The sequence below is a fragment of the Arthrobacter sp. ISL-5 genome (assembly GCF_018613835.1).
Classification (GTDB): domain Bacteria; phylum Actinomycetota; class Actinomycetes; order Actinomycetales; family Micrococcaceae; genus Arthrobacter.
In genome coordinates this window covers 71854-96197 of the sequence record NZ_JAGGPM010000008.1, presented here as the reverse complement: position 1 = coordinate 96197, position 24344 = coordinate 71854, and the positions used below count along the sequence as shown (strand labels likewise).

General features: G+C 65.2%; 25 protein-coding genes, 2 tRNA genes and 1 riboswitch. Of the genes, 6 read left to right on the top strand and 21 right to left on the bottom strand.

The genetic code is table 11. The features are described 5' to 3' along the window. Positions 1 to 124 precede the first annotated feature (124 nt). Positions 125 to 733 carry a ferritin gene (locus J7I89_RS05120; protein WP_214967910.1) on the top strand — a complete coding sequence of 203 codons (609 nt, stop codon included), beginning with the start codon at positions 125 to 127 and terminating at the stop codon, positions 731 to 733. Positions 734 to 984: 251 nt separating this feature from the next. Next, positions 985 to 1371 carry a hypothetical protein gene (locus J7I89_RS05115; RefSeq protein WP_214967909.1) on the top strand — a complete coding sequence of 129 codons (387 nt, stop codon included), beginning with the start codon at positions 985 to 987 and terminating at the stop codon, positions 1369 to 1371. A 159-nt stretch (positions 1372 to 1530) separates the two neighbouring features. Here J7I89_RS05115 and J7I89_RS25745 read toward each other — a convergent pair whose 3' ends face one another. From J7I89_RS25745 to J7I89_RS05095, 4 genes are all read right to left on the bottom strand, one after another. Further along, the gene (locus J7I89_RS25745; RefSeq protein ID WP_308159805.1) at positions 1531 to 2076 is read right to left on the bottom strand and encodes a DUF2231 domain-containing protein; all 546 of its coding nucleotides are present in this window, start codon (positions 2074 to 2076) and stop codon (positions 1531 to 1533) included. Positions 2077 to 2419: 343 nt separating this feature from the next. Beyond that, positions 2420 to 2773 carry a DUF1508 domain-containing protein gene (locus J7I89_RS25740; protein ID WP_214967905.1) on the bottom strand — a complete coding sequence of 118 codons (354 nt, stop codon included), beginning with the start codon at positions 2771 to 2773 and terminating at the stop codon, positions 2420 to 2422. A gap of 212 nt (positions 2774 to 2985) precedes the next feature. Then, positions 2986 to 3174 (bottom strand): hypothetical protein, encoded by a 189-nt coding sequence (locus J7I89_RS05100; protein ID WP_214967903.1) that lies wholly within the window; start codon positions 3172 to 3174, stop codon positions 2986 to 2988. Positions 3175 to 3633: 459 nt separating this feature from the next. Then, entirely contained in the window at positions 3634 to 4320 is a 687-nt protein-coding gene (locus J7I89_RS05095; RefSeq protein ID WP_214967901.1) for a hypothetical protein, read from the bottom strand. A gap of 675 nt (positions 4321 to 4995) precedes the next feature. Between J7I89_RS05095 and J7I89_RS05090 the strand changes: the two genes are divergently transcribed. After that, positions 4996 to 5286 carry a hypothetical protein gene (locus J7I89_RS05090; protein ID WP_214967899.1) on the top strand — a complete coding sequence of 97 codons (291 nt, stop codon included), beginning with the start codon at positions 4996 to 4998 and terminating at the stop codon, positions 5284 to 5286. 60 nt (positions 5287 to 5346) lie between these two features. Next, positions 5347 to 5607, top strand: coding sequence for a DUF2188 domain-containing protein (locus tag J7I89_RS05085; protein WP_214967897.1), 261 nt, complete (start codon positions 5347 to 5349; stop codon positions 5605 to 5607). An 880-nt stretch (positions 5608 to 6487) separates the two neighbouring features. Here the strand turns inward: J7I89_RS05085 and J7I89_RS25015 are convergent. The 3 genes from J7I89_RS25015 to J7I89_RS05075 are packed head-to-tail and all read right to left on the bottom strand — an operon-like array spanning position 6488 to position 7876. Then, the gene (locus J7I89_RS25015) at positions 6488 to 7156 is read right to left on the bottom strand and encodes a type II toxin-antitoxin system HipA family toxin (protein ID WP_251044957.1); all 669 of its coding nucleotides are present in this window, start codon (positions 7154 to 7156) and stop codon (positions 6488 to 6490) included. Then, positions 7053 to 7679, bottom strand: a complete 627-nt coding sequence (locus J7I89_RS25010) for a HipA N-terminal domain-containing protein (protein ID WP_251044941.1) — start codon at positions 7677 to 7679, stop codon at positions 7053 to 7055. The genes J7I89_RS25015 and J7I89_RS25010 overlap by 104 nt, the downstream gene beginning before the upstream one ends. Then, positions 7679 to 7876 carry a helix-turn-helix transcriptional regulator gene (locus tag J7I89_RS05075; RefSeq protein ID WP_214967894.1) on the bottom strand — a complete coding sequence of 66 codons (198 nt, stop codon included), beginning with the start codon at positions 7874 to 7876 and terminating at the stop codon, positions 7679 to 7681. The genes J7I89_RS25010 and J7I89_RS05075 overlap by 1 nt, the downstream gene beginning before the upstream one ends. A 284-nt stretch (positions 7877 to 8160) precedes the next feature. Here J7I89_RS05075 and J7I89_RS05070 point away from each other — a divergent pair, with 284 nt between their 5' ends. Beyond that, positions 8161 to 8331 carry a hypothetical protein gene (locus J7I89_RS05070; RefSeq protein WP_214967893.1) on the top strand — a complete coding sequence of 57 codons (171 nt, stop codon included), beginning with the start codon at positions 8161 to 8163 and terminating at the stop codon, positions 8329 to 8331. Between the two features lie 201 nt (positions 8332 to 8532). Here J7I89_RS05070 and J7I89_RS05065 read toward each other — a convergent pair. From J7I89_RS05065 to J7I89_RS05000, 14 genes are all read right to left on the bottom strand, one after another. After that, a tRNA-Ala gene (locus J7I89_RS05065) sits at positions 8533 to 8608 on the bottom strand. Between the two features lie 688 nt (positions 8609 to 9296). Continuing rightward, positions 9297 to 9623 (bottom strand): hypothetical protein, encoded by a 327-nt coding sequence (locus J7I89_RS05060; protein ID WP_214967890.1) that lies wholly within the window; start codon positions 9621 to 9623, stop codon positions 9297 to 9299. Between the two features lie 130 nt (positions 9624 to 9753). Beyond that, positions 9754 to 9829 (bottom strand) — tRNA-Ala (locus J7I89_RS05055). A gap of 141 nt (positions 9830 to 9970) precedes the next feature. Beyond that, entirely contained in the window at positions 9971 to 10372 is a 402-nt protein-coding gene (rsfS, locus tag J7I89_RS05050) for a ribosome silencing factor (protein ID WP_214967887.1), read from the bottom strand. Positions 10373 to 10420: 48 nt separating this feature from the next. Continuing rightward, positions 10421 to 11794, bottom strand: coding sequence for a hypothetical protein (locus J7I89_RS05045; protein WP_214967884.1), 1374 nt, complete (start codon positions 11792 to 11794; stop codon positions 10421 to 10423). Between the two features lie 7 nt (positions 11795 to 11801). Continuing rightward, a complete protein-coding gene (gene nadD / locus J7I89_RS05040) occupies positions 11802 to 12461 on the bottom strand; it encodes a nicotinate-nucleotide adenylyltransferase (protein ID WP_285290184.1) in 660 nt (219 codons plus the stop codon). Between the two features lie 13 nt (positions 12462 to 12474). After that, positions 12475 to 12699, bottom strand: coding sequence for a hypothetical protein (locus J7I89_RS05035; protein ID WP_214967881.1), 225 nt, complete (start codon positions 12697 to 12699; stop codon positions 12475 to 12477). A 79-nt stretch (positions 12700 to 12778) separates the two neighbouring features. After that, positions 12779 to 14128, bottom strand: coding sequence for a glutamate-5-semialdehyde dehydrogenase (locus J7I89_RS05030; RefSeq protein ID WP_214967877.1), 1350 nt, complete (start codon positions 14126 to 14128; stop codon positions 12779 to 12781). Between the two features lie 26 nt (positions 14129 to 14154). Continuing rightward, entirely contained in the window at positions 14155 to 15252 is a 1098-nt protein-coding gene (gene proB, locus J7I89_RS05025) for a glutamate 5-kinase (RefSeq protein ID WP_214967987.1), read from the bottom strand. A gap of 64 nt (positions 15253 to 15316) precedes the next feature. Next, positions 15317 to 16906 carry a GTPase ObgE gene (obgE, locus tag J7I89_RS05020; protein WP_214967874.1) on the bottom strand — a complete coding sequence of 530 codons (1590 nt, stop codon included), beginning with the start codon at positions 16904 to 16906 and terminating at the stop codon, positions 15317 to 15319. Between the two features lie 117 nt (positions 16907 to 17023). Then, entirely contained in the window at positions 17024 to 17287 is a 264-nt protein-coding gene (gene rpmA / locus J7I89_RS05015; RefSeq protein WP_003803426.1) for a 50S ribosomal protein L27, read from the bottom strand. Between the two features lie 60 nt (positions 17288 to 17347). After that, a complete protein-coding gene (gene rplU / locus J7I89_RS05010; protein ID WP_003803420.1) occupies positions 17348 to 17656 on the bottom strand; it encodes a 50S ribosomal protein L21 in 309 nt (102 codons plus the stop codon). Between the two features lie 331 nt (positions 17657 to 17987). After that, entirely contained in the window at positions 17988 to 19598 is a 1611-nt protein-coding gene (locus J7I89_RS05005) for a bifunctional hydroxymethylpyrimidine kinase/phosphomethylpyrimidine kinase (protein WP_214967871.1), read from the bottom strand. Next, a riboswitch (TPP riboswitch) is annotated at positions 19581 to 19678 on the bottom strand. (Overlaps the previous gene by 18 nt.) Positions 19679 to 19812: 134 nt before the next feature. Then, positions 19813 to 23145 carry an Rne/Rng family ribonuclease gene (locus J7I89_RS05000; RefSeq protein ID WP_214967868.1) on the bottom strand — a complete coding sequence of 1111 codons (3333 nt, stop codon included), beginning with the start codon at positions 23143 to 23145 and terminating at the stop codon, positions 19813 to 19815. Positions 23146 to 23608: 463 nt separating this feature from the next. Between J7I89_RS05000 and J7I89_RS04995 the strand changes: the two genes are divergently transcribed. Further along, positions 23609 to 24292: a vitamin K epoxide reductase family protein gene (locus J7I89_RS04995; RefSeq protein ID WP_214967867.1), complete on the top strand. Its 684-nt coding sequence runs from the start codon at positions 23609 to 23611 to the stop codon at positions 24290 to 24292. Positions 24293 to 24344 lie beyond the last annotated feature (52 nt).

The following is a 24344-nucleotide window of genomic DNA, read 5'->3' as shown; positions in this document are numbered from 1 at the left end:
AGGGGAGCCTTGACCCGCGGTCACCGGCGGAGGATTCTCAGTGCAGGCCCACCGCCAGGCCGGGCCGTCAAGGCCCTGTGATCATCGTGCTCGGCCTTGAACCCCCCACTTTCAGGAGAGCGCCATGAGCCCCACACCATTCAACGAACTGCTGGCCCGCCAGGTAGGCAACGAGTTCGCAGCGTCCCAGCAGTACATCGCCATTGCCGCATGGTTTGACGGGCAGGACTTGCCGCGGCTTGCCAAGCACTTTTACCGCCAGTCCCTGGAGGAACGCAACCACGCCATGATGATGGTCCGGTACATCCTGGACCGCGGGATCAAAATCACCATCCCCGGAATCGAGCCCGTCCGGAACGATTTCACGACGGCGGAGGAACCTCTCGTCCTGGCCCTCGCCCAGGAGATTGAAGTCACCGACCGCATCAAGGAGCTCTTCGCCGCCGCGCGGGAGGAAAACGATCCCCTGGGCGAACAGTTCATGCTCTGGTTCCTGAAGGAGCAGGTGGAAGAGGTCGCTTCCATGTCCACGCTCCTGAACGTCGCGCGCAGGGCGGACAACCTGTTCGACGTCGAAATGTTCCTGGCCCGCGAACGGGTCGGTGACCACGGCGGCGGTCATGGCGGACACCACGGACACCACGGCGGCGGTCACGGCGGCGCTCATGGCGGCGGGCACGGCGGCGGGACACACGATTCCGGCACACCGGAAGCCGCCGGCGGATCACTCTGATCGCAGCCACCACCACGGCTGCCCCAAAGCACTCACCTGTGCCAGGTGGTCGCTGGATGGTGCGGAACCTCGGCTGGGACGCGGGCGGGCATCATCCCGGGATGTGTCCTGCGCCACACCAAATAGAAGTAGGCTGTGCATGTCAGGCCAAGGGGGGTGAGCGACAGCCGCATACGCGCGGAGTCGCACCTGATGAGGATCCCAGAGGCCAGGCGACAAGACACTTCTTCAGCCGATGGGACCAAACAAGCATGCAATCAGTCCAGGACGCCCCTGCGGCGGCCAACGTTTCCGTAGACCTCATTAGCGAAGGAGTCGTCCGGATTGCCCTGAAGCCCGGCGCGCGAATGACAGCTGGCGACGGAGCCCTCGCCAGGGAGAATCTCCTGGCCCTCACTGGAGGCGAACCGTCCGTGGTATTGCTTCAGATCACGGGAGTCGGCTCCGTCAGCAGGGAGGCCATCAGCGTCTACAGTGAGGCCGCCACCGTGAGAGCATTCGCCGTCCTGGGTTCCACTCCGGTGGACCGGGTCATCGCCCATGGACTCCTCAGGCTCCCCCGCCCGCAGTGCCCGACCCAATACTTCACGGACGCGCAAGAAGCCATGCAGTGGCTGTCCGGTTTCCGCAACAGCTGACGGAGCGACACCTACGCGCCGGAACGACTGGATACTGCGCTCGTCGCGTCACTGTCCCGCCGCAGGAAGGTCCTGCTGAACATCAGCACCGGCCATTCCTTGAATCCACAGGAATGCCAGACAGGACTGCCCATGGCGTCGATGCAGGGTTGAAGGTTCCTAGTCGGCCTCAGTGGTCCGGCGGGCGGTTCCGCGATTGAGCGCCAGATGCCCGCCCAGGAATCCGGCACCTGCCAGGATCACGTTTCCTGCGAGGCAGAGCCTCATGCCGAGGGCGTAGCGGCCCCGCCTCCGCGCGATCAGGGAGCCGAGGAGAAGGAAGACGGCGACGTCGGTGCCCAGTGCGTGCACCGCGCCGATCCGGCGTTCGGTGCCGGTCATTTCCGCCCAGTCACCGGCGCCGGCGATAGCGGTGGGTCCAGCCGCGGCCAGCCCGACTCCGACCAAGAGCATTGCGCTGCTACGTGCCTGAGCTCCTCCGACGACATCGAGGATGGATGCTCCAATCCAGCACCCGAGCGTCAAGTCGGTGAGTGGCGGGTGCGCCGAGTGACCGAGGGCGCTGGTATGAAACGGGCTGCGCCGTGCCCAGTCGATAACCGGCCCGTAGACGAACTCCTGGGCGACAGCAACCCGCTCCGAGACGGGGCTCTCACCCACTGCTCGGCCCACACGTTGCGGTAGTGATAGTTCGCTCACGCTCATTTACGGTACGCCGGCGCGGCGCGGCTGTATAGAGAACTCCGCAGTTCCCCTCCCCCATCAGCTGGCGGACGAGCCGGACCTTAGTGTCGATCGTCTCCGGCTTGGGCGGCTGCCGCCCGAACTTCACACCGCGGGCTTTGGCAGCAATCTTCGCGGACGCGCAGCCGACCAGGCCGACCCGGTAGGTGGTGTTCATTCTGACTCCAATGCTCCGGGGTTGTGTCCCAGAACATGCGGAGACGGATACGTGACAGCGGTGAGGACCGGTCAGGCAGGCCCAGTTCAGTCGTAGCGAGAACCGTGTGTCGAGATGGTCAGCGCCGTCCTGCTCCACCGCGGGGCGTCAGGTGACAGAATGCCAGCGGCGTGAACTGGTTCGTTGCAGAGTCGTTCTGGCGGTGACTGTGCCGTGACCCGTAGGATCTGCCTGCGCCGCCCGGGGTTGGCCAAACGCGGTCCGACCGGATTGGGCCCGAAGGAGCCGGAGCCGTCGCCGGAACGGCTCCCCGCGGTGCCCTGAGGACATGTCCCGGATGAGGCCGGTCCCGGCAACCTCCCTAATGAGACCTATGCCGGCCGCCGCCTGACGCTTCGTCGGAAAGGACTCTGACACGGCCAGGAGTTCGCCGGACGGCCCCCGGAGCCGAGCGCGGAATCCTCCATCAGGGGCATCGATAATTTCGAAGTACCCGGACATGTTGCGCCTCCGTTTCTGCTGTTTGGAGAGGACGGGCGGGGGTCTGCTGTCCGCTCTCGGCCATAATAGATCCGGGTTCAGGCAGCAACAATGCGGCCTGGTCGGCAGCCACTCGCCAGGCAATCTCCATTTCCTGACGTTTGCTCGTCCAGTACTCCGGACATACATGAAGGAAGGGCACCATTGCGGCTGCCCTTCCTTCTGTTCTTGGACTAGACCTTCTCACCGGTCCTGTCGGGAGCCTTCTCGGGTTCCTGGACGGTGAACTCCCTGCGGCGCCATGGGAAGGCCCAGAACCTGAAGTCCTTCGCCTCCACCCGGCGCTCCGGGCGCTTGTCAGTTTCCCGCGTGGCGTCTTTCCCGGCGTCGCGACGGAACTCCTTGCCGTACGAACCGCACATCACTGACCTCCTAAAGCAGTGCACTTTAATCGTCCTCCGATCCAGTCGGCGCGTCGAGAGGCGAGAGGGTGGAGTGGACGCATTTTCGAGTTGGTGTCTTCCCTGCGACGCATCGGCGCGGACCAGGCCCCTACGCCGCGCCGGGAGGCTGGTCATGCCCTGGCCCTCGTGCCTCAGGACGGCGCGGAGCCGGGTGGAGCGGAGCCGATCCGGTTGGTCTGGCCGGCCTGGTGCTTGCCTCAGCCGCCAGGCTCAACTCGGAAGCAACCACTCCGCCAGGACGCCGCCCTCAACCAACTCGAGCGCCGTCGCCGAGGCGGGGGCGCTCTATGAGGCCTTCGTCGCCACTGGCCTGTGGCCACCAACGGAACTGAACACGGTGCCGCGAACCATCTTTGACTCGGACCACTACCCGCTGTGGTGGAATTCGGGGTCGCAACGAAGCCGCCTGAGTTAGGTCTAGGAACCATGGGATGAGCCAGTGCCCGCCGTTTGCAGCCGCTTTTCCATCATGACGGCCATGTCCCGTGCAATGTCCTGCGCCTCGGATTGCGGAAGCCCGGAGATGTTGAACGAGATTGTCACTTCTCCTACTGCCACTGCTACCCCCGCCCCGGTCCTGGAATCTTCCGCCCCGGTGATTTTCCTGAAGGTGACACCAAGTCCATGCCGGACCCCTGGGTCAAAGGCGGTGAAGTGGCTGCACTTCCCAAGTCGCGTCACGGTTTCCTGAATCACACGCCGCGCTTCTTCAGAAGACTGGCGCTGCACAAGGTGCCAGGCATAAGGGTAAAGGGGAGAACCCTCCGCCCATCCGGCCATCCTGAAGCCGCGGGACGCAGGTAAGGAGTTGGATTCTGGAGTGCCGAAATACGCTTCATAACAGTCCTGAAATAGCCCGGGATTTGGGGCGGCAGTGGGAGCTCGGCCGAGGTCTATGGGTTCCGGTTCACCGAGAGTCACTTCCTGACCGACGGCAGTGTTGATTTCCGCCGTGGTCGGAAAGAGGTCCTGCAGCTGCTGGTCGCTGTACCCTGCAAACGACACTTCCGGGGTCGAACACGCCGTCGTTGCCATTAAGAAGGCGCCAAGAACTGAGGCGGCAGCGAGGCGGACGGCTGCGCCAAGAGATGTCGTTGTTCCCATGGAGTCCCCCAAGGAATTCGGCGCCAACAATCGGCAAGACCCCTGTGAACAATCCTATTCGCTAGTGCCGTCTGCGGCCGGTCAGTCTTTGCACGATGATGGCGTCCCCAGGGAATACCCTGCTGAAACAGCCCCGAGGGCATCCAAGCGTTGCCCACAGTCCTGCCCGGCAAGGGGCGGTCCCAGTACCTCGTTCGCGTCCATACCGGTGGGACCCCCAGCCAGGTCCAGACCGGTCGGTGCCGACCCGTCGTCGAGCAGGTTGAGACTGCCCGGGCTGCCGGAAACTGTCTCCCAGTGCGGCCTTGACCGGGACAAGCATCGGGGAGGATATGGACACCCACGAAGGGGTCTCCTTCGATATGGTCCCCGAACCTCGGCAGCGGCGGCGGGACAACCGAAGGAGAAACGCATGCGCATCAAGCCTGCCCTGATCGCATTGCCCGCCGCGATGCTGTGCGGCTGCTGCGACGAGTAGGCGGTGAGCTGCCTGTACGTCTCCGTACACACCCCAACGCTGCAAAGGCCACAGCGGTACACGATCTCGACGCTTCCCGCCGCGCCGCACAGGCTCCCTTCTTTTCCGACCCCTTCTGATCCCCAGGCGGCCGCCGGCCGGCGACACACCCACTTGCTCTCCGCCTGATTGTCGGTGCTCAGTGCCACCATCAAGATATGAGCGTTCCAACGGTGGAAGCAGCGATCAACGAGCTCATGGACTGGGAGTGGCACGCAGTCGAGGAGTTGCTCGCGAAACGTGGTCTCTTGGGCGACGGACTCGTCGTTGAGGATTACACGGGCATGATGTCCTGGCTTGAAAGAGCGACCCGGTACACGGTGGTGCACTCCTGCTCGGTGGCCGTTCTGTTCGTCGAAACTACCCCGGTCGACGCCATCCCTTTTCATCGCGACCTTCTCGGTTCGGACGACCCGACGGTGTTCTTCAACCTCGAGCGACGGAATTAATTACTCAATTGCCACTAGGGTGTGAAACCACCGACGAATTCTTTGGGGGAAGAGTCAGCGATGAGCAAAGGCAATGTTGAGACCGTCTACGAAGACCTGATGTGGAAGGCCAGACGCGAAGGATCATTCGCCTCGTTCCTCGTGAGCCAAGAGCCGGGTGAAGCGGTGGACGCCGGCCGGGCCATGGCAATGAAGGATCGGGTCGATCACATCATCCACGACCTCGACGGCGCCATTGTTGAACGCAACAGCTACCAGGACGGCCCCAAGCTCCTCCTCTCACCGGATGACAGATACTTCCAGCAGGCCCGCCGGAGCTAGAAGAGGAAAATGCTGCGTGGAAGTTTCGCGACAGGGCATCTGGTTGAAGGTCACGCACCGCGATGTCCTGGACGTCGTGTGTGCCGCCGTCATCGGCCGGCAGGACCGGCCATCCGCCATTGTCGCCGAGCCTCCCATGCACGGGAGGCTCTGGATCGTTGGTCGGTCCACCCCGCTGGGCGCGACCGCCTCAAAGGCCCTCGCGGCTTATGTGCATGTTCCCCGCGCCGACCACCCCTGGCCGGAGGACAAGGAGCCAATCCACCTGACCATGGTGGAACCGCGCGTCGTGGAAGTCTCCGCGGCAGCTGCCGGAGCATCCGACGCGGGTAGACGCCGAGACGCGTTGTCTCCAGGTCGCGTCATAGTTCTTGCGCCCAGCTTGGTCGTCGCCAAGGCACGAACCTGCCGATACTGCAGGCCAACCATGGCGGATCCGTTTGCGCAATCACATAGTTCCAGTCCTCACCTTTTCAGCCTGCCTGGGACTCACGGCCTGTGGCTCAGCAACAGCGGGGGCCTTCCTTCAAATGTGGGTCGTTAAGCTACTCGCCGTGGGTGAGGGACGTGCGCGCTGCCTCGAGCGCGAGGGGTCTTTCTAAGAGTCAGCAGTTGTTCTACCGTTGCGGCTATGAGGCTGCACGTGACCTACCAAGGTGGAGACAAGGACAGTAAGTCTGAGCTTCGAGAATTATCGGAGTTCCCGATAGAACTTCCTGGGGGCAGGTACGACTTGACCTTCAGACACGCGAGTCAAGAACCCGACCCAACTGAGGCCGCAGCTAAATGGGTGTCGCAAGAGCAGCCGCAGTGACTGGCCGGCTGCTACGGCTTCGATTCGATGAACTCCATCAGCTGTCAATCCCATCGATCTTGTTCGCTACCCGGCCAGTTCCAGGCGGCGGTAGCGCAGTTCCCGTATGGCGCGGTTCAGGGGTGAGCCGGTGAACGGCAAGGATTCCAGGTCTACGGCCGCGGCGGCCTTGAGGGCGAGGGCATTCGCTGATTCAGCCGCCTTCCGAGGCAGGCCGATCTCCGCCGCGAACTCAGCCCAGTGCCGGGCCCGCAAGCCCTTCGCTTTACCGGCAACCTGCAGGGCCATGGTCTCGTCTTCGTACACCAGCGTGCAGGGCACGTCGTAGACGGGCGCGACGACGTACCCGGTGTGCCGGCCGCCTAGGACGGAAAGGTTCTTCGCGTGCAGGTCTCCGTTGCCGGTCAGCCAGGCGAACATGAACTGGAGGTACAGGTTCCGGGCGGCCACGACGGGCGCCTTGGAAACCCCGGCCAGCGCGGCAACAACGTCCTCGGCGCTCACGTTGTACTTTGACGCCGGCGGCAGGCCCCACACCTGCGCCCCGTCCTCCATCGGCAGGTGCCGCCACAAGCCATTGTCGCTGACACGGTCGAAGCGTGTGACGAGCAGGCCGGGCAGCCCGTTCTTGTCATGGACGACAGCGGCGGCCGAGACGGGGATCTTCAGCATCTTGGCGGCGGCAAGGTGCGCCGCCTCGTTGCGAACGAGGTGCGGGTGGTTCGGCGGATCCAGCTTGAGGATGTACCGGCCGCCACCCATGGCCAGCGGCGGAGAGCATGGAGGCGCTGGCCTTGGGCTGGACTCCAGGCAACCCGTGCAGATCGACAGCCTCGGCCAGGACACTGAAGTCCAGAGTCCCTGGATCCGTTGTGTCAGCCAGAGGTTCAGGCTCGGCAGGCGTTTCGCCGGCCGGGACGACCTGCACGTCACCGGGGACATCTGCGCCGACGGCCATGAGGAGTGTCAGTTCGTCGTCAAGGCTCGCCTTGACCGCGTTCTTCAGCACGTTCAGCCGGTGACCTTCCGGCAGCAGGCCTGCGAAGAACGCGGGCAGGCCGCCGCCGGGGGTAAGAATGGAGCCTTCCGCGGGCGGTAGGGTGGTTGCGACGCCGGGTAGCCCTGCGGCCAGGTAGTCCGTGACGTAGGTGAATTCGGTGCCGCCGGTATCGGTCCTGGCCAGGCTGCCGGCCAGGGTTCCCTGTTTGTAGACGTCGGCGGCGGGCAGGAACCTCAGGCGCTGCAGGTCCCCGGCCATCAGGTGGCCGCCACGCGCAGGCCGAGGACGTTCGCGACAGACACGACGGCGGCAAGGGTCGGGTTGCCGCTGCCGGTCTCGATGGCCCGGACTGTCCGCTCTGACACTCCGGCCAGATCGGCCAGGTCGCTCTGCTTTAGGCCGGCCTCTTTGCGCGCAGATCGCAAGGACGCCCCGATGGTGTCCACGTCACTCATAGCCACTCTCCAATCGGCATCATATTGCCGGTTTCTATGTACCTAGCCCACACTCTGCCCCAATTGGGCGGAAACGGCAACATATTGCCGCTCTTGCCTGCGACGGACCCTGAGCCACCCAACGATTGGGTCAACCGGCAGCATCTTGCCGATAGTGCGGACTTGGAGAGCGGGCACCGCAGGTTCGACTAACGGATGACTTCCGGTGTGGCTCCCGGTATTAGGCGGGACCTCATCAGAGGATGAAACCATGGCCCTGTCAGACGAACCCCGCAAGGAAGCCCTTGGAGCGCGAACGGACCTTCATGATCGTTGATTTCATCCTCCTGCTCATCGACGCGCTGCTCACCTTCCTGGAGCACCTCTTCCACAGCGGCGGGTTCAGGAGCAGGCGCCGGGTCCGCAAAAGCCTGGAACGCCGGCGAGCAGGGCGATCCGAAGGCCCGGCCTCATAGCCTTGGGGTCCGCGCCGCACGCAAGAGGGCATGACCGATTCCAGCAACCGTCAGCCCAAAAGGCATCCCGGCCGGCGGCCAGTTCGCCGCTACTGCTGGTGTTCATGCCGTCAAAACACGGGCAAAACACGGAGTTGTGTCGAGTTTGGGCAAAGAAAAACCGCTAGAACCGGGACGTAGCCCTGAGTTCTAGCGGTTTCTTGGTGGAGCTGAGGGGACTCGAACCCCTGACCCCCTGCATGCCATGCAGGTGCGCTACCAGCTGCGCCACAGCCCCAAACCGTTTCCGCCGAGAGTATTTGCGTTTCCCGGAAGCAACCTGACTAGCGTAATCCACAATTGGTCCGGAAGCATAATCGGCGGACTGTGGCGTACGCCACGAGTGTCATGGCGGCAGTGCCGGCACGAGAAATCGACGGTGCTGAGAGAACGCTGGGCCCGTTGCGAGGACTGTTTTTGCTCGGTCTCCTACACGCCCTGGCGCCCGCTGTTGTAGCGCGCAAGTTAGGACGATAATAGGAATTGATGACCGGGGCTGGGCCGGCGGCGGTGCCGCCTGTCTGAGACCCGGGCGGCTCCCCCAGCCGCCGCCGTCCCTTTTTCAGCGGACGGCCTCTCCGGCGATACTCGGCGACTCCCGAGCGCATTTGCCAGACCGTCCATGCAGTGCTAAAACGGCTTTATGGGCAGGCTTTCTCACCACTTGTAGTCCGCCCAGCAGGATGAACAGGAGATCAGGAGAGTCGGCACAGATCGCCTCATGGACCGGAAGGGATACCGGGACACGCTAAGGCTGCCTATTGGGCGGTGGGCTTGTACAGAACGCCAAGGCGCATTGTCGCGCAACTGCAGCAGACAGCGCACGGATTGTCCCTCCCGCAAAAGGTCCCCGGTCGCAGAAACGGCCGGGGACCACTTACGTCACGCCGCTTCACGTCCTCGGCCTGCGGCGCCCTGGACGGGCCTCAAAAGGCATCAGAGTTGCGGTTGATGCTGACGACCCGGATGACGACTGCGGCCAGGACCAGGAGGACACCAACGGCGATGAGGCCCCACGTCGGAATTGAAGCGGATTCGATGTTCCTATAACACTCCGCCGCGGCCTTGGAGCCGCGCCGGAGGGAGTCGAAGATTTCAGCCGGGCGGCTTTGTGGCAGCAGCGGGCTGCCGCAAAGCGGTCCGGTCTTCTGCAGACCGACGATGATCCCGATGACCAGCACGGAGAATCCCGCGACGATCAACCAGATCCAGCCGCGCCGCGTCCTGAGGTCCGGCCGTCCGGCAACGCCCATGTCTCCCCCTTTGAAAACACACCTGATGCAGGGAAATCATATCGGCAGCGGGGCGCTGTGCTAACCGGCCCAGGCATGAGGCAAAAGAAAAACCGCTGGAACAGACCTAAGTCGTGTTCCAGCGGTTTCCTGGTGGAGCTGAGGGGACTCGAACCCCTGACCCCCTGCATGCCATGCAGGTGCGCTACCAGCTGCGCCACAGCCCCTTATTTTCGCCGCTTCGGCGCCTTCGACTTTCTTCGTAGGGCCCGTTCTTTCGTCCGGATCTCTCCGAAGCAACTCAAATATCTTAGAACAGCGATTCCGAAAATTCCAAATCGGGCATATTCACGCCGTTCGCTTTTGTCCTACTCCTGCTCAGACGAGACGGCAGCCTTCGCCGACGTGTCATCGCCGAGTTGCAGGTCCACCACGGGGCAGTCCTTCCAGAGCCGCTCGAGGGCGTAGAAGACGCGGTCTTCCTCGTGCTGGACATGGATGACGACGTCAGAGTAATCAAGCAGGACCCAGCGGCCGGCCGAACGGCCTTCACGGCGTACGGGGCGAAGGTCCTGCTTGATGAGCTCCTCTTCGATGCCGTCAACGATGGCGTTGACCTGGCGTTCGCTCGGTGCGGAGGCAATCAGGAAGACGTCTGCCAAGGCAAGGCGTTCGCTGACATCTAGGGCGACGATGTCCTGGGCGATCTTCTCGGCCGCCGCCTTCGCTGCGTGTCGGGCTGTGGCGATGGATGAATCAGATGCAGTCACGGGACTCCTTGTAGTGATGTAAAAACCTGTGGTGGAACTTTGCTGAAGTCAGCGCGAGAGCCCGCTGATGATCATGATGACGCCGGCGATAAGGGCGATGACCCCCAGGGCCAGCACGCTGACCTGCAGGAGCCTGAGCCGGTGGGCACGGCCGAGGCCGGCCGTGGAAGCATCCAGGGGATCCAGGCCGTATGCGGACTTCGCGGCCACGGGCGGGAGGACGGTGACGTCCTCGCCGGCCTCCGCGTCCCATGGTGCGTTCTCTGGAGCAGTTCCATGGGTTCCGGCTGCGGCCCGCGCGGCGGCCTCGGCACGGGCAATGACCCGTGACCTGCCGGTTGACGGTGCGCTGCCGGCCGAGCGGGCTGCTTTGGACGGTCGTTTGCCACGAATCGGCACACGCGTTCCGGGGTTGGTCGCCACCGGAACGTACGAGGTGGCCGGCCGCTTCATGACCGGACGGTCGACGCCCGGCACCTGGACAAACTCCAGGGGCGTCACCATGGCGAGGTTGCTGGCGGTGGACGGGCCGTTGTGCGGCGACTGTCCCGTGCTGTTTTGTGCCGGGGTGTTCTGTTCGGCCAGTTTCTGCTTGGCCATGGCCCGCTTGTTGAGCACGGCCGCCCGTTCAGCGAGGGCAATCTGCTCGGCCAGGATCTCCGGGTCCACGGCTTCGGGATCCGTGGCCGCGATGTGCTCCATCTTGGCGAGCTGGTTCTTGGCCTGCTCGGCGATGAGCGCACGAGCCACGAGGGCCTGCTCGACAGTCATGCCGTCGGGCAGTTCTCCATCTGCAGGCCCGGCCTGCTCGGCCGCAGGATCGGCGGCGAATGCGGGCTTGGCGGCGGGCGCGGGCTTGCCGGCGGAGGCCTGTTCAGGCTGCTGGACAGCATCGCCACCGGACGCCGGAGCTTTCCTTGGTGCCACGCCAGGCTGGGCAGGCGCCGCATTGGGACCGCCTGCTGCAGGCGGGACCACGGCCATGGCCGAGGTGACTGTCTGTTCCTTGAGCTGCATCAGCCGGAGCTGGCGGCGCGTGGGCGGCCCGCCTCCGGAAAGCTGCTCTTCCTTTTCCGCCAGCTCCTTGATGGTTCGCAGGGCAGCACGGTCACGGGCCCTGATCTGGGAGGAACGCTCGGCAGCGGAGCCGGCCGGTACGGAATCCACGGGGCCGGGAGCCACCCGGCGGACACGCCCGGTGACATTGCCACGGTTGGCGGTGCCAGGGTTGGATGTGCTGCCAGTGCGTGAGGTCTCGCCGGTGCGCGGAGCATCGGCCTTGGCGGTCTTGGCCGGCTGTTTCGAGGCAGGCACTACCCCGCCGGCACCCGGGGTGCCGGCGTCCTGGTTCTTGCCCAGGGCTTCATCTCTGGCCTTCCGTAGTTCACGGCGGCTGCGGACGGGTGGCTGTTCCTGACTCATCTAAAACTCATTCAGTGCTGGCTGGATCGTCTGTCTCGGTAAGCGCGGATTTGCTGTTCTGGGCCGGCGGAGCGGCGTAGAGTCCATATTTCGCGATGTACTGGACCACCCCATCCGGCACGAGGTACCAGACGGGATTGTGGGCGGCCACGCGGGCGCGGCAGTCCGTTGATGAGATCGCCATGGCCGGCACCTCGAGGAGGCTGACGTCCTTCCGGCCCATGCCGTCCAGCTCGTGGCCCGGCCGGGTGACTCCAACGAAATGGGCCAGGGACCAGAGCTCGTCGATGTCTTTCCACGACAGGATCTGCGCCAGCGCGTCCGCGCCGGTGATAAAGAACAGATCGGCATCGGGCCGCTGGGTGCGCAGGTCACGCAGCGTGTCTATCGTGTACGTGGGACCTGGGCGGTCGACGTCGACCCTGCTGACCGTGAACCGCGGGTTCGACGCCGTGGCAATCACCGTCATGAGATAGCGGTGCTCAGGTTCGCTGACCTTCTTGCTCGACTTCTGCCATGGCTGGCCCGTGGGAACGAACACCACCTCGTCCAGTGCGAACTTCGCGGCCACCTCGCTGGCGGCAACGAGGTGACCGTGATGAATGGGGTCGAAGGTCCCACCCATCACGCCCAGCCGCAGCCGGCGCTCCGAACCGTGGTGGCGCAATGCGGCGGGAATGTTAGTGGCCCTGGCCGTGATCGTGCTTGTTGGGGTGCTGGCGGTGCGGGTCCGAATGCTCGTCAACCGGTGAGTGGCGGTTGCCCATGTTCGTGTAGGACAGTGTGATGAACATGAGGACCAGCAGGATGGCAAAGATCGACAGGCCAAAGACCCAAGGCTCGGCCCAGAGCGGAGCCCTTTCTTCGTGTTCGGCAACGGACGCAGCAATCTGCTGGAGCAGCATTTTCTCCCCTAGGATAAAAAAGGATGACGACGGCGGAAATGCCCGCCGTTCAGGACTTCTGTTCTATGTTACCGCGTTGTCAGACGCGGACCTGGCCCTCGCCCTGCACGATCCACTTGGTGGTGGTCAGTTCGGTCAGGCCCATCGGTCCGCGGGCGTGCAGCTTTTGCGTGGAGATGCCGACTTCCGCACCCAGTCCCAATTCGCCGCCGTCGGTAAAGCGCGTGGACGCGTTCACGATGACTGCGGCGGAGTCGATTTCGGCTATGAAGCGCTCAGCGTTCCGGAGGTCGTTGGTCAGGATCGCCTCGGTGTGGCCCGTTGACCAGGTCCGGATGTGCTTCACGGCCTCATCCAGGCTGTCCACCATGGCGACGGCGAGGTCCAGATCCATGTACTCAGTGGCCCAGTCCTCGTCCGTGGCGGGCACGGACTCCACTGATGCGGGAAGGGCCGCGCGGATCCGGTCATCGGCGTGCAGCCGGACGCCGGCCTTGCTGAGGGCAGCGGCCACGGCCGGCAGGACAGTGGAACCGGAGTGGACCAGCAGCGTTTCTACGGTGTTGCAGACGCTGGGCCGCTGGGTCTTGGCGTTGAGGAGGATCTCCACGGCCATGTCTTCGCTGGCGGATTCGTCGATAAAGATGTGGACATTGCCCTCACCCGTTTCGATAACCGGCACCGAAGAGTTGTTCACGACCGTCTGGATCAGCTCCCGGCCGCCACGGGGAATCAGCACGTCCACGCGCCCACGGGCGCGCATGATGACGTTGGCCCCTTCGCGGCCGTACTGGTCCACCGTCTGCACGGCGTCGGCGGGCAGCCCGACAGATTCAAGGGCCTCGCGAAGCACCTCGATCAGCGCCTCGTTGGTGGCAGCCGCGGCCGTGCCGCCGCGGAGGATCACCGCGTTGCCGCTCTTCAGCGCCAGGCCGGCGATGTCCACGGTCACGTTGGGGCGGGCTTCATAAATGGCGGCCACGACTCCCATGGGAACGTTGACCTGCCGCAGGCGCAGGCCGTTGGGCAGGGTCTGGCCGCGGACCACGTTGCCCACGGGATCCGGCAGGCCAGCAAGGTTCTCGAGGGCTCCGGCGAGGGCCACGATCCGGGCGTCATTCAGGGTCAGGCGGTCCAGGAGGGCCGCCGAGGTTCCGTTCGCGCGGCCGGCCTCAACGTCCTTGGCGTTGGCGGCAAGGATCTGATCCCTGCGTTCCAGCAAGGCTGCCCCGATGGCGCGGAGCCCCCGGTCCTTCAAAGCGCGGTTTGCGCGGCCCATGCTGCGGGCAGCGTGGCGGGACCGGTCGGCGATCGCGTAGACGGCTGCCTCGACCTCAGCGGGTGACGGCTGGGTGTTTTCCGGCATGGAAGGTACCTGCGTGGCGTCGTTAGATGTCTCAGCTGCTTGGTTCATCAGTGCCTCAGTCATCATTCAAGTCTAGGCGAGTCAGCCCGCTAGACCAGCACCAGGTCGTCAACGTGAACAACTTCACGGTCGAAGCCCCGCCCCAGCGACTCCCCCAGCTCCACGGTGGAACGGCCCAGCATCTGCGGCAGTTCCGCCGACGAATAGTTCACCAGGCCGCGGGCAATAACGGTTCCCGCCGCGGAAACCATTTCGACGGCGTCGCCGGCTTCAAAGGTGCCCTCAACGGCCGTGATCCCCGCCGGGAGGAGCGAGGTGCGGTTGTCCCGAACAGCCCGCACGGCGCCGTCGTCAAGAATGAGCCGGCCCTGCACGTGCGCGAGGTGGGCGAGCCACATCATGCGCACTGACTTGCGTCCGCTGTTGACGGAGAACCAGGTTCCCACGTCTTCGCCGGCAAGGGCCGCGGCGGCGTTCGACGTGGACGTGACCAGGGCCGGGATGCCGGAATCTGCAGCCATCGTGGCCGCTTCCACCTTTGTCTGCATGCCGCCTGTTCCCACCCCGGCCTTGCCGGGGCTGCCGATGGTCACCCCCTCAAGGTCCTGCGGGCCGTCAACCTGCGGGATCCGTTTGGCGCCCTTCGAAGGCGGCCCGTCATAAAGGGAGTCGACGTCGGACAGCAGCACCAGCGCATCGGCGCGAACCAGGTGGGCAACGAGGGCCGAGAGCCGGTCGTTGTCCCCGAAGCGGATCTTGTGGGTCGCGACGGTGTCGTTCTCATTGACCACGGGCACAACGCCGAGGTTCAGCAGACGGTTCAGTGCGCGGAACGCGTTCTGGTGATGGCTTCGACGCATGAGGTCATCTGCGGTCAGAAGCACCTGGCTCACGGTCACGCCGTGGGCACCGAAGGCCTGGGTGTAGCGGGCCATGAGCAGGCCCTGGCCCACGCTGGCGGCTGCCTGCTGGGTGGCAAGGTCGCGAGGACGCTTTGCCAGGCCCAGGGGCGCCAGTCCTGCCGAGATGGCACCGGAAGAAACCAGGATGATTTCAGTTCCTTCGTTGCACTTGGCGGCCAGCGCGTCCGAGAGTTCGGTCAGCGCTTCCTCTGAGATTCCGCCCTTAATGCTCGTGAGAGACGACGATCCTACCTTGACGACGATGCGGCGCGCCCTGGCGAGCATGCGGCGGTCGTCGGTTCTGGGTTCCTCGATGACAATTGCGGAATTATCGGTCACGTGTGGGGGTTCACTCCTCATTTTCGGTGTTCAGTCCACTCTCCTTGAGCGGCCGTGCGGCGCGGCGCCCGCTGACTGACTCGGTCCAGATCCCGGCCTTGCGTTCGGCCTCCAGCTCGGCGCGTGCCGCGGCCTTGGCGTCGCGGCGTTCCTGCTGTTCGTCGCGCTTCTGTCCACGCGTGGGACGGTCGCCGATGTCTGCGAAGCGGACATCGGTGCCGCGCGGTGAAGCGAGCAGCTCGGCACCTGCCATCATGGTCGGCTCCCAGTCGAACACGACGCCGTCGTCCTCGCCGATCACCACGGTGTCGCCGGGCTTGGCGCCCTGCTTGAACAGCTCGTTTTCCACGCCAAGCTTGGCGAGGCGGTCGGCGAGGTAGCCGATGGCTTCCTCGTTGGTGAAGTCGGTCTGCTTGACCCAGCGCACGGGCTTCTCGCCCAGAACGCGGAACAGCGGCTCCAGGTTCTTTTCCTCGCGGCGGATCCTGAATCCGGCCGCGTTCACCGCACGGGGGCGGAGGATCGGAGCATGGACCTTGGGCGGTGTGGCGGCCACCGTGTCGCGGGCAGCCTTGACGATTTCGGCCATGGCGAAACCAAGCTGGCGGAGGCCCTCATGGCTGGTGGCTGAGACTTCGAAAACGCGGTATCCCCGGGATTCCAGCTCAGGTCGGACAAATTCAGCCATGTCCTTGCCGTCCGGCAGATCGACCTTGTTCAGGGCGACCAGCCGCGGCCGGTGGTTAAGGGGAACAACTTCGCCGTCAGTGCCGGCATAGCTCATGTCAACGGCGTATTTTTCGAGCTCAGCTTCAATAATTGCGAGGTCGGAGAGCGGGTCGCGGTCAGATTCCAGCGTACCGCAGTCCAAAACGTGCACCAACGCGGCGCAGCGCTCCACGTGGCGGAGGAAGTTGTGGCCCAGGCCCTTGCCTTCGCTGGCACCCTCGATGAGTCCGGGAACGTCGGCGATGGTGAACCGGACTTCGCCGGCCTGAACCACGCCGAGGTTGGGGATGAGGGTGGTGAAGGGGTAGTCCGCGATCTTGGGACGGGCGGCGGACATTGCCGCGATGAGGCTCGACTTGCCGGCGGACGGGAACCCGACCAGGGCGATGTCGGCGATGGACTTGAGCTCCAGCACGATGTCGCTGGAGTCGCCCTCGATGCCCAGGAGGGCGAATCCGGGCGCCCGCCGCTTCTGCGAGGACAGCGAGGCGTTGCCCAGACCGCCCTGGCCGCCGGCGGCCGCAATGAATTCGGTGCCTTCGCCCACGAGGTCGGCAAGGACCTGGCCGTCCTTGGTCTTCACGACGGTGCCGTCGGGAACGGGAAGGATGAGCGTCTCGCCGTTCTTGCCGCCCCGCCAGTCACCCATGCCGGGGCCGCCGTTGGTGGCATGCCGGTGGGGGGCGTGGTGGTAGTCCAGCAGCGTGGTGGTCTGGAAGTCAACCCGGAGGATGACGTCGCCGCCGTCGCCGCCGTTGCCGCCGTCGGGGCCGCCCAGCGGCTTGAACTTCTCACGGTGGACGGAGACACAGCCGTGGCCGCCGGTACCGCCGGATACGTGCAGTACTACCCGGTCTACAAAGCTCGCCACGGTAAATCTCCTCTGTGCTTAACCTGGCTGTCTTGGACACCCAAATTGATTGTAATGCGGTTAAAAGAACAGTGGAGCGGGCCATCATGGCCCGCTCCACCGGTTCAGATCTTGTTGTTACTCTGCAGCTGCAGCAGCAACGATGTTCACGACTCGACGGCCGCGGCGGGTGCCGAATTCGACAGCGCCGGCCTGCAGTGCGAACAGGGTGTCGTCGCCGCCACGGCCAACGCCTGCACCGGGGTGGAAGTGGGTGCCGCGCTGGCGGACGATGATCTCGCCTGCGGAAACTACCTGGCCGCCGAAGCGCTTCACGCCGAGGTACTGGGCGTTGGAGTCACGACCGTTGCGAGTGGAGCTCGCGCCTTTTTTATGTGCCATTTGGAATGCCTGCCTTTAAATTCTGGGGAATCTGCTGAAAACCTGAACAGTAACCGGTGGTTACTTGATTCCGGTGATCTTGACCTTGGTCAGTTCCTGACGGTGACCCTGGCGCTTCTTGTAACCGGTCTTGTTCTTGAACTTCTGGATGACGATCTTCGGACCACGAAGGTCCTGAAGGATCTCAGCCGTAACAGTTACCTTGGCCAGGTCCGCAGCTGCGGAGGTGACCTTGTCACCGTCCACCAGGAGCAGTGCGGGCAGCTCAATGGTGCTGCCAGCTCCACCGGCGACGCGGTTCAGGGTAACGAAGTCTCCAACGGAAACCTTCTCTTGGCGGCCGCCTGCGCGGACAATCGCGTACACCACTTGGGAACTCACTTCTCTCGACGTTTATTACTAAATTTGCGTGCGGAACCCGGGTCAAATTGTTTGGCCTGGCTCTCGCTGTGCCTCAACGCCGTGGATTCCCAGAGGGGACCCGTGAGCTATCCCAAGAACTATTCCGATTGGACGGTTCCCGGGGTCATAACCCAAGTGTTGGCGTAAGCACCGAAGATCTAGAATACGCTAATTTTGCCTTCGGCCGCAAACGAGGCTGGTTTCGGCGGGTTGTCCGTGATAGGCGCCACAAGGACTGCCGCACCGACTTGCCGTAACCGTGCGCGACTATCCTACCGGGTCGGGATCCCGTTCGCGGTCAGCTATGGAGGCGCGGCGCGTCGAAGAATTCCACCTCGTAGCGGCAGGACTGCCGGAAGGCGGTCACCATGGCCTCCCGCTCCGCCGGTGACCCGGCGAGGCCGGCCGCGTCGGTGATGCCGATGGCCTTTCTCGTGGCGGCGGCGAACTCCTCGTCGGCGTAGGTCCGCAGCCATTCGGCGTACGGGTGCCCGGCAGGCGCGCCGGCTGCAACGTATTGCGCGTGCAGGGTCTCCCCGACGTCGGCGTAGAGCCAGAAGCAGGGCAGGACCGCGGCCACAAGGACTGCGTAGCTGCCGGACGCCGAGGCAGCCAGCAGATGGTCCACGTAGGCCTTCGTGACGGGGCCCAGTTCCGCCTGCACCGTCCGGGTGCTGAGCCAGCTGCGGTGGAGCTCTGATTCGACTTCGAGGCACTGCTGCGCCGACCGGGCCCAGAACAGCTGTTCGGATTCAGTGGGGGCCAGGGCGCTGGCCCGTGCCAGGACGCGCGAGTAGCCGTTGAGGTAAATGGCGTCCTGGGCAAGGTAGTAGGCGAACTCCTTCTCCGGAAGCGTGCCGTCCGTCAGCCCCTTGATGAAGCCCAGGCGGAAGATTGCTTCGAGCTCGGCAGCCGCTACGGCGCGGAGCAGCTCCGCGAAGTCGCCCTCCCGCCGCAGCGCGGCCGTCGTCGAGCCGCTCGGCGTCAGGCCGCCGGACGTAAGTCCACCGGACGGCAGGTGGTGGAAATGATTCACCGGTCCGTTGCCGCTGCCCACCTCCAGCTGCCCGGACGTGCGGAGGGCCTCGGCAAGCCACGGTTTGACGGCCCGCAGGGAAGCTTCCCAGTCCCCCAGCCGCGCCTGAACCGTTGCCATGGCCGACGACAGCGAACATCCCGTGCCGTGGCTGTTGCGCGTTTGAATGCGCTGGCCGTCGACCACCACGACGTCGGCGGACAGCAGGCCCCCGGTGTTGATCAGGGCATCGGGGCAGTCATCGCCGTCGAGGTGTCCGCCCTTGACCAGGACGGTGGCCCCGGTTCCGGCCGCGAGCCGCTTGCCCTGCTCCAGTGCCTCGGACCAGCTGACGGCTTCAGGCTCGCCGAGCAGCATGCCCAGCTCCGCCAGGTTGGGGGTGATGAGGTCAGCCAGCGGGAGGAGCGCGCGGAGGGCCGCCTCGGCGGACTCCCGCAGCAGGCGGTCGCCGCTCGTGGCCACCATGACCGGATCAAGGACCACGACGCCGGGACGGACCTTCTCCAGCCAGCTGCGGACCGCGGTGATCACCTGCTCGTCACCGAGCATCCCGATTTTCACGGCGTCAACGCTGATGTCGTCGCTGACGGCGTTCAGCTGCGCGGTCAGGAACGGCGCCGGCGGAACATGGACGCCGCTCACCCCCCTGGTGTTCTGGGCGGTCAGGGCCGTGATGGCGGCCATTCCGTATCCGCCGCTGGCTGCGATGCTTTTCAGGTCCGCCTGGATGCCGGCGCCGCCCGACGGATCCGAGCCGGCGATGGCCAGGACGCGGGGAACGTTCCGGGTCGAGGCCGCGGTGGTGCCGACGTCGCTGACGGCAGAAGCGAAGGCGGGCGCGGGCAGGACAGATGCTTTAGACAAAGGAGACATCCCTTCGCCGGTGCTAACCGGACAGGTTCAACGGGTTTGGATCTCAGCCGGCACCTCGCGCGGCACCCCGTGTCAGTCCCCCAGCCTAGCCGCTAACTCCGATGCCGACACTGCGTTTCGGATTACGACAGCCGCCGCATAAAGCGAACCGGGCTTTAACCAACCGGGGCCGGTGCTGCAGCTGCAGCACCGGCCCCCGTCATGACAGGTCAGCTCAGAGCTCTGAGGCGGGTACGCCCACTCCGAGAATGATCGGTTCGCTGGCCGGCTTGGCGGCCGCCACCTTTTCCGCTTCAGGAGCCTTGGCCTCGTGTGAGTGCCCGGCGGCTGTTGCCGGGGCCGTCTCATGGTGCTCCACCGACGTTTCGTTGGCTGCGCCCTGGGCACGGCTGGCGCTACGGTTGCGGCGCGGGCGGCGGGCCCGCGGCTGCAGGGCTGAGTGGTCCTCATAACGGTCACCGTCCGAAGACGAAGCTGCCGTGGCGGGACGTTCCGTTGCCGGAGCAGCGGAGGCCGCAGCACTGGCAGTGGCCGCCTCAGCAGCTGCCGGGGCGTTGTCCCCGGCCGAAGCCGCCGGCTCGCCGAGGTGGGCGAACGCTTCCTCCAGCCGGTCCAGGGTCAGTGCCGGGGATTCCTTGGCGGGCTCGTCGGCGTGCTCAACAAACGGCAGCACCACTTTCTCGCCGCCAAAGGTCAGCACGGCACCCGGGCGGCCGGAAGCGCTCTCCGTCTCGGGGGCACGGTGTACAACGGGGCTTTCCGGGGCGGCCGCGGCGGGCACGTCCCGACGGGCGGCGTCGCCGGCGGCGCTATGGGCGGCATCCTCATGCAGGTGCGCGGCGTGGGCTGCGGCTGCAATGTTGGCGAGGGCCGCCCTGGTGGCCTCGGCCTTGGCGTGGCGCTCCGCCTCGGTGGGCTCCGGGTGGACAGCAGCCGGAGCCGCCGTGGCGCCGTCAGGAGAAACCTGCCCGCCCTTACCGCGGCGGCGCTTCCGGTCGGTCCGTACCGGCGGCTGGGTTTCTGCACGGTGCACGTGGTGTTCGGCTGCCACGATGTTGGCCCGGCGGTGCTCAACGGGCTCGTCGTGGGTGACGACGCCACGGCCGGCGCACGTCTCGCACTGCTCCCCGAAGACCTCCAGCAGCCCGGTACCCATCCGCTTGCGGGTCATCTGGACGAGACCCAGCGAGGTCACTTCGGCAACCTGGTGCTTGGTCCGGTCCCGGCCGAGGCACTCGACCATGCGCCGAAGCACGAGGTCGCGGTTCGATTCCAGCACCATGTCGATGAAGTCGATCACGATGATGCCGCCGATGTCGCGCAGGCGCAGCTGGCGGACCACTTCCTCGGCGGCCTCCAGGTTGTTCTTGGTGACGGTCTCCTCGAGGTTGCCGCCGCTGCCGGTGAACTTTCCCGTGTTGACGTCCACCACGGTCATTGCCTCGGTGCGGTCAATCACCAGCGAGCCGCCCGAGGGCAGGAACACCTTGCGGTCCAGGGCCTTGTGGATCTGCTCGTCGATGCGCCAAGCTGAGAAGATGTCCTCGTCCTTGGTCCACTTCTCGAGCCGGCCAACCAGGTCCGGAGCAACGTAGGTGACGTAGGCCTCGATGGTGTCCCAGGCTTCATCGCCGGAGACGATGAGCTTGGAGAAGTCCTCGTTGAAGACGTCGCGGACCACCTTGATGGTCAGGTCCGGTTCGCCGTAGAGAACCTCGGGGGCGAGCACCTTGGTGGACTTGGCTTGGCTGTCGATGCCCTCCCACTGGGCACGGAGGCGGTTGATGTCGTGCGTGAGTTCTTCCTCGGAGGCACCTTCGGCCGCGGTGCGGACGATGACGCCGGCGTTCTCCGGCAGGCGGTCCTTGAGGATCCGCTTCAGGCGGTTGCGTTCGACGTCGGGAAGCTTGCGGGAGATGCCAGTCATGGAACCGCCGGGCACGTAGACGAGGTAGCGGCCGGGCAGCGAAATCTGGCTGGTGAGGCGGGCGCCCTTGTGGCCAACCGGGTCCTTGGTGACCTGGACCAGGACGGAGTCGCCGGACTTCAGCGCGTTCTCGATCCGGCGCTGCTTGCCCTCGAGATTAACGGCTTCCCAGTTCACTTCGCCGGCGTAGAGGACGGCGTTGCGTCCGCGGCCGATGTCAACGAAGGCCGCTTCCATCGACGGCAGCACGTTCTGGACCTTGCCCAGGTACACGTTGCCGATCAGGGAGTCCTGCTGCGTCTTGGATACAAAGTGCTCGGCCAGCACGCCGTCCTCTAGGACACCGATCTGGATTCTGTCGTCGCGCTGGCGCACGATCATTTGCCGGTCCACGGATTCGCGGCGGGCGAGGAACTCGGCCTCGGTGATGACGGTGCGGCGGCGGCCGGTGTCGCGGGATTCGCGGCGGCGCTGCTTCTTGGCTTCGAGCCTGGTGGAGCCCTTGACGGACGTGACGCGGTTGTTGACCGGTGCCTCGCTGACGGCGCGGGGGGCACGGACGCGGGTCACGGTGTTGGGCGGGTCGTCGTCTCCCCCGCCGGTGAGTTCAAGGTCCTGGTCGCCGCGGCGGCGGCGGCGACGGCGACGGGACGTCACGCCGTCGTCGGCCTGGCCGGCGGTCTCTTCGTCGGCGTCCTCGGCAGCATCGGCGCCTCCCGCGTCGACTTCGGAGTCGTCGCGGTCCGTGATGTCGCGGTCAGCGCGGTTCCGGCCGCGGCGTCCGCGGCTGCGGCGGCGGCGGCGTCCGCCGTCGTCCTCCTGCTCGTCCTCGCCGCCTTCGGCGTCGCTGTCCTCCGCTGCGGCCGGAACGGCAGCCGGGCGGATCACTTTGTTCAGGTCGGGAGCCTGGAAGATGATCGACGTGACTGACGCCGGTTCCAGGAAGAGGGATCCCACGGGCGCCTCTTCTTCAGGCGCCTCTTCCGGGGCTTCCTCCTCGGCGCCTGCGGGCGCGGCGGCAGCCGTTGCCTCGGCCTGGATCTCCGCGACGGTGGTCTCTTCAACCCGCGTCTGTGCTGCCGGGGTTTCGACGGCAGCGGCCGGAGCTTCCTCCGGAGCGGGCGTTTCCGCGGCGGCGGCTTCGGTTGCCGCTACGGTTTTGGGCTTGGCCACGCGGCGGCGGCGCACCGGCTTAGTCTCGGCCTCGGGCTCGGCGGCGGCTTCGACGGCGGACGGGGCTGCTACGGTCTCGACGGCGGCGGGTTCAGCGGGAGCGGCAACGACGTCTTCCGTCGTGACCGCCTCAGCACCGGCTTCGCCGGCGAAAGCGGGCAGCGGCTCCTCCGCCACCTTCTTCCGCGAGCGGGTTCGGCGCACGGGAGCCTTGGGCTCGGCGGCCGGAGCCTCCTGCCCGCTCTCCGCCTGCTCGGCCGGCACGGGCTCGGTGGCGGCGGGCTGCTGGAGTTCCGGAAGCATCGGCGCGGAGTCGGTGTCCGCTGCCTTTGCCTTGGGCGCTGCCTTGCGCCGGGTCCGGGTGGCCCTCCTGGGGGCCTCGGCGGCTGCCGCTTCCTCGTTGGCAGCCTGTTCTTCGTTAACGGCTATTACCTGGTCATTATCCATATGTGGCGACACTCCTGCCCCTGACATGCCGCCACATCCGGCACCCATTGGGGCACATATTGTCAAAACCCGCGGGCGTTGACAGAAGTCAATTGGATACCCTCAGGTTCGCACCGGCAGTGGGGTGCGGCAGCCCTGAAAGGCCGGCGGGGATGTTACTGGAACCCGTTGTTTCTGCAATCCACAACCAGGTGCCGTCCAATGGAATGCGGGAGGCCGGATCTAGGAATCCGGAGCCTTCACTGCTCCTCATTGGCGGTCTTGGGAACAAGCCACCGGACCGGAGTTCGAATGTGGTTCGCGCTCCAGCCACGTTTATTCTCTCACACCGCCGTTCAAAAACGCTGTAAGTGCGTGACAAAGGCGGTCAATGGAGGCGTCCGCTGCCGGGAGCACAAGGATGCTCCCAGTTGGCGGCGATACAATCTCGGCAGGAGCACCCAAGACAAAGGACGCCATCCCCATGCCCAGCACTTCGCCTTCCGCCGGCACGGATTCCGGAACCGCTTACATCGACGAATCCGATCGCACCCCCGCCACGGCGGGGGCCGCCCTCCCTGCCATGACCCGCGACCGGCCCTTCGGCTGGCTGCTGGTCATCACCGGGGTTGTGGGGTGGCTTGCATCGGGCATCCTGGTGCTGGAAAAGCTGGAAGTACTCAAGGATCCCAACCACACCACGGTCTGCGATGTGAATCCGTGGATCTCGTGCGGCCAGGTCATGCAGACACCGCAGAGCTCGGTCTTCGGCTTCCCCAACATGTTCATCGGGATCGTCGCCTTTGCCGTCATTATCACCACCGGAATGGCGCTGCTGTCCGGCGCAAAGTTCGCCCGCTGGTACTGGATGGGGCTGCAGACGGGCGTGACCCTGGGCTTCGCGTTCGTGGTGTGGCTGTGGTTCCAGGCACTCTACGAGATCCGCATCCTGTGCCCGTTCTGCATGGTGGTGTGGGCCGTCATGATTCCCCTGTTCGTCTGGGTGACAGTGCGCAACACCGTCCATGGCGTCATCCCGGCTCCGGCCGGAGTGGTCCGGATCGCGGGAGATTCCGGCTGGATCATCACGGCGCTGCTGTACGTCGCCGTAATCGCCACCATCTTCTTCGCCTTCATCCAGGTGTTCATCGGCACGTCCGGTTTCTAAGCCAAAGAAAAAGCGCGAACTGGCAGTTAACGCCCTCAAAATCAGCTTTTGA

What these genes read in the sequence shown, in the direction of transcription:
- J7I89_RS05120 (WP_214967910.1), top strand. Translation starts at nt 125, where the DNA reads ATGAGCCCCACACCATTCAACGAACTGCTGGCCCGCCAGGTAGGCAAC.
- J7I89_RS05115 (WP_214967909.1), top strand. Translation starts at nt 985, where the DNA reads ATGCAATCAGTCCAGGACGCCCCTGCGGCGGCCAACGTTTCCGTAGAC.
- J7I89_RS25745 (WP_308159805.1), bottom strand. Translation starts at nt 2,076, where the DNA reads ATGAGCGTGAGCGAACTATCACTACCGCAACGTGTGGGCCGAGCAGTG.
- J7I89_RS25740 (WP_214967905.1), bottom strand. Translation starts at nt 2,773, where the DNA reads ATGTCCGGGTACTTCGAAATTATCGATGCCCCTGATGGAGGATTCCGC.
- J7I89_RS05100 (WP_214967903.1), bottom strand. Translation starts at nt 3,174, where the DNA reads ATGTGCGGTTCGTACGGCAAGGAGTTCCGTCGCGACGCCGGGAAAGAC.
- J7I89_RS05095 (WP_214967901.1), bottom strand. Translation starts at nt 4,320, where the DNA reads ATGGGAACAACGACATCTCTTGGCGCAGCCGTCCGCCTCGCTGCCGCC.
- J7I89_RS05090 (WP_214967899.1), top strand. Translation starts at nt 4,996, where the DNA reads ATGAGCGTTCCAACGGTGGAAGCAGCGATCAACGAGCTCATGGACTGG.
- J7I89_RS05085 (WP_214967897.1), top strand. Translation starts at nt 5,347, where the DNA reads ATGAGCAAAGGCAATGTTGAGACCGTCTACGAAGACCTGATGTGGAAG.
- J7I89_RS25010 (WP_251044941.1), bottom strand. Translation starts at nt 7,679, where the DNA reads ATGGCCGGGGACCTGCAGCGCCTGAGGTTCCTGCCCGCCGCCGACGTC.
- J7I89_RS05075 (WP_214967894.1), bottom strand. Translation starts at nt 7,876, where the DNA reads ATGAGTGACGTGGACACCATCGGGGCGTCCTTGCGATCTGCGCGCAAA.
- J7I89_RS05060 (WP_214967890.1), bottom strand. Translation starts at nt 9,623, where the DNA reads ATGGGCGTTGCCGGACGGCCGGACCTCAGGACGCGGCGCGGCTGGATC.
- J7I89_RS05045 (WP_214967884.1), bottom strand. Translation starts at nt 11,794, where the DNA reads ATGAGTCAGGAACAGCCACCCGTCCGCAGCCGCCGTGAACTACGGAAG.
- J7I89_RS05035 (WP_214967881.1), bottom strand. Translation starts at nt 12,699, where the DNA reads ATGCTGCTCCAGCAGATTGCTGCGTCCGTTGCCGAACACGAAGAAAGG.
- J7I89_RS05030 (WP_214967877.1), bottom strand. Translation starts at nt 14,128, where the DNA reads ATGACTGAGGCACTGATGAACCAAGCAGCTGAGACATCTAACGACGCC.
- proB (WP_214967987.1), bottom strand. Translation starts at nt 15,252, where the DNA reads ATGCTCGCCAGGGCGCGCCGCATCGTCGTCAAGGTAGGATCGTCGTCT.
- rpmA (WP_003803426.1), bottom strand. Translation starts at nt 17,287, where the DNA reads ATGGCACATAAAAAAGGCGCGAGCTCCACTCGCAACGGTCGTGACTCC.
- J7I89_RS05005 (WP_214967871.1), bottom strand. Translation starts at nt 19,598, where the DNA reads ATGTCTCCTTTGTCTAAAGCATCTGTCCTGCCCGCGCCCGCCTTCGCT.
- J7I89_RS05000 (WP_214967868.1), bottom strand. Translation starts at nt 23,145, where the DNA reads ATGGATAATGACCAGGTAATAGCCGTTAACGAAGAACAGGCTGCCAAC.
- J7I89_RS04995 (WP_214967867.1), top strand. Translation starts at nt 23,609, where the DNA reads ATGCCCAGCACTTCGCCTTCCGCCGGCACGGATTCCGGAACCGCTTAC.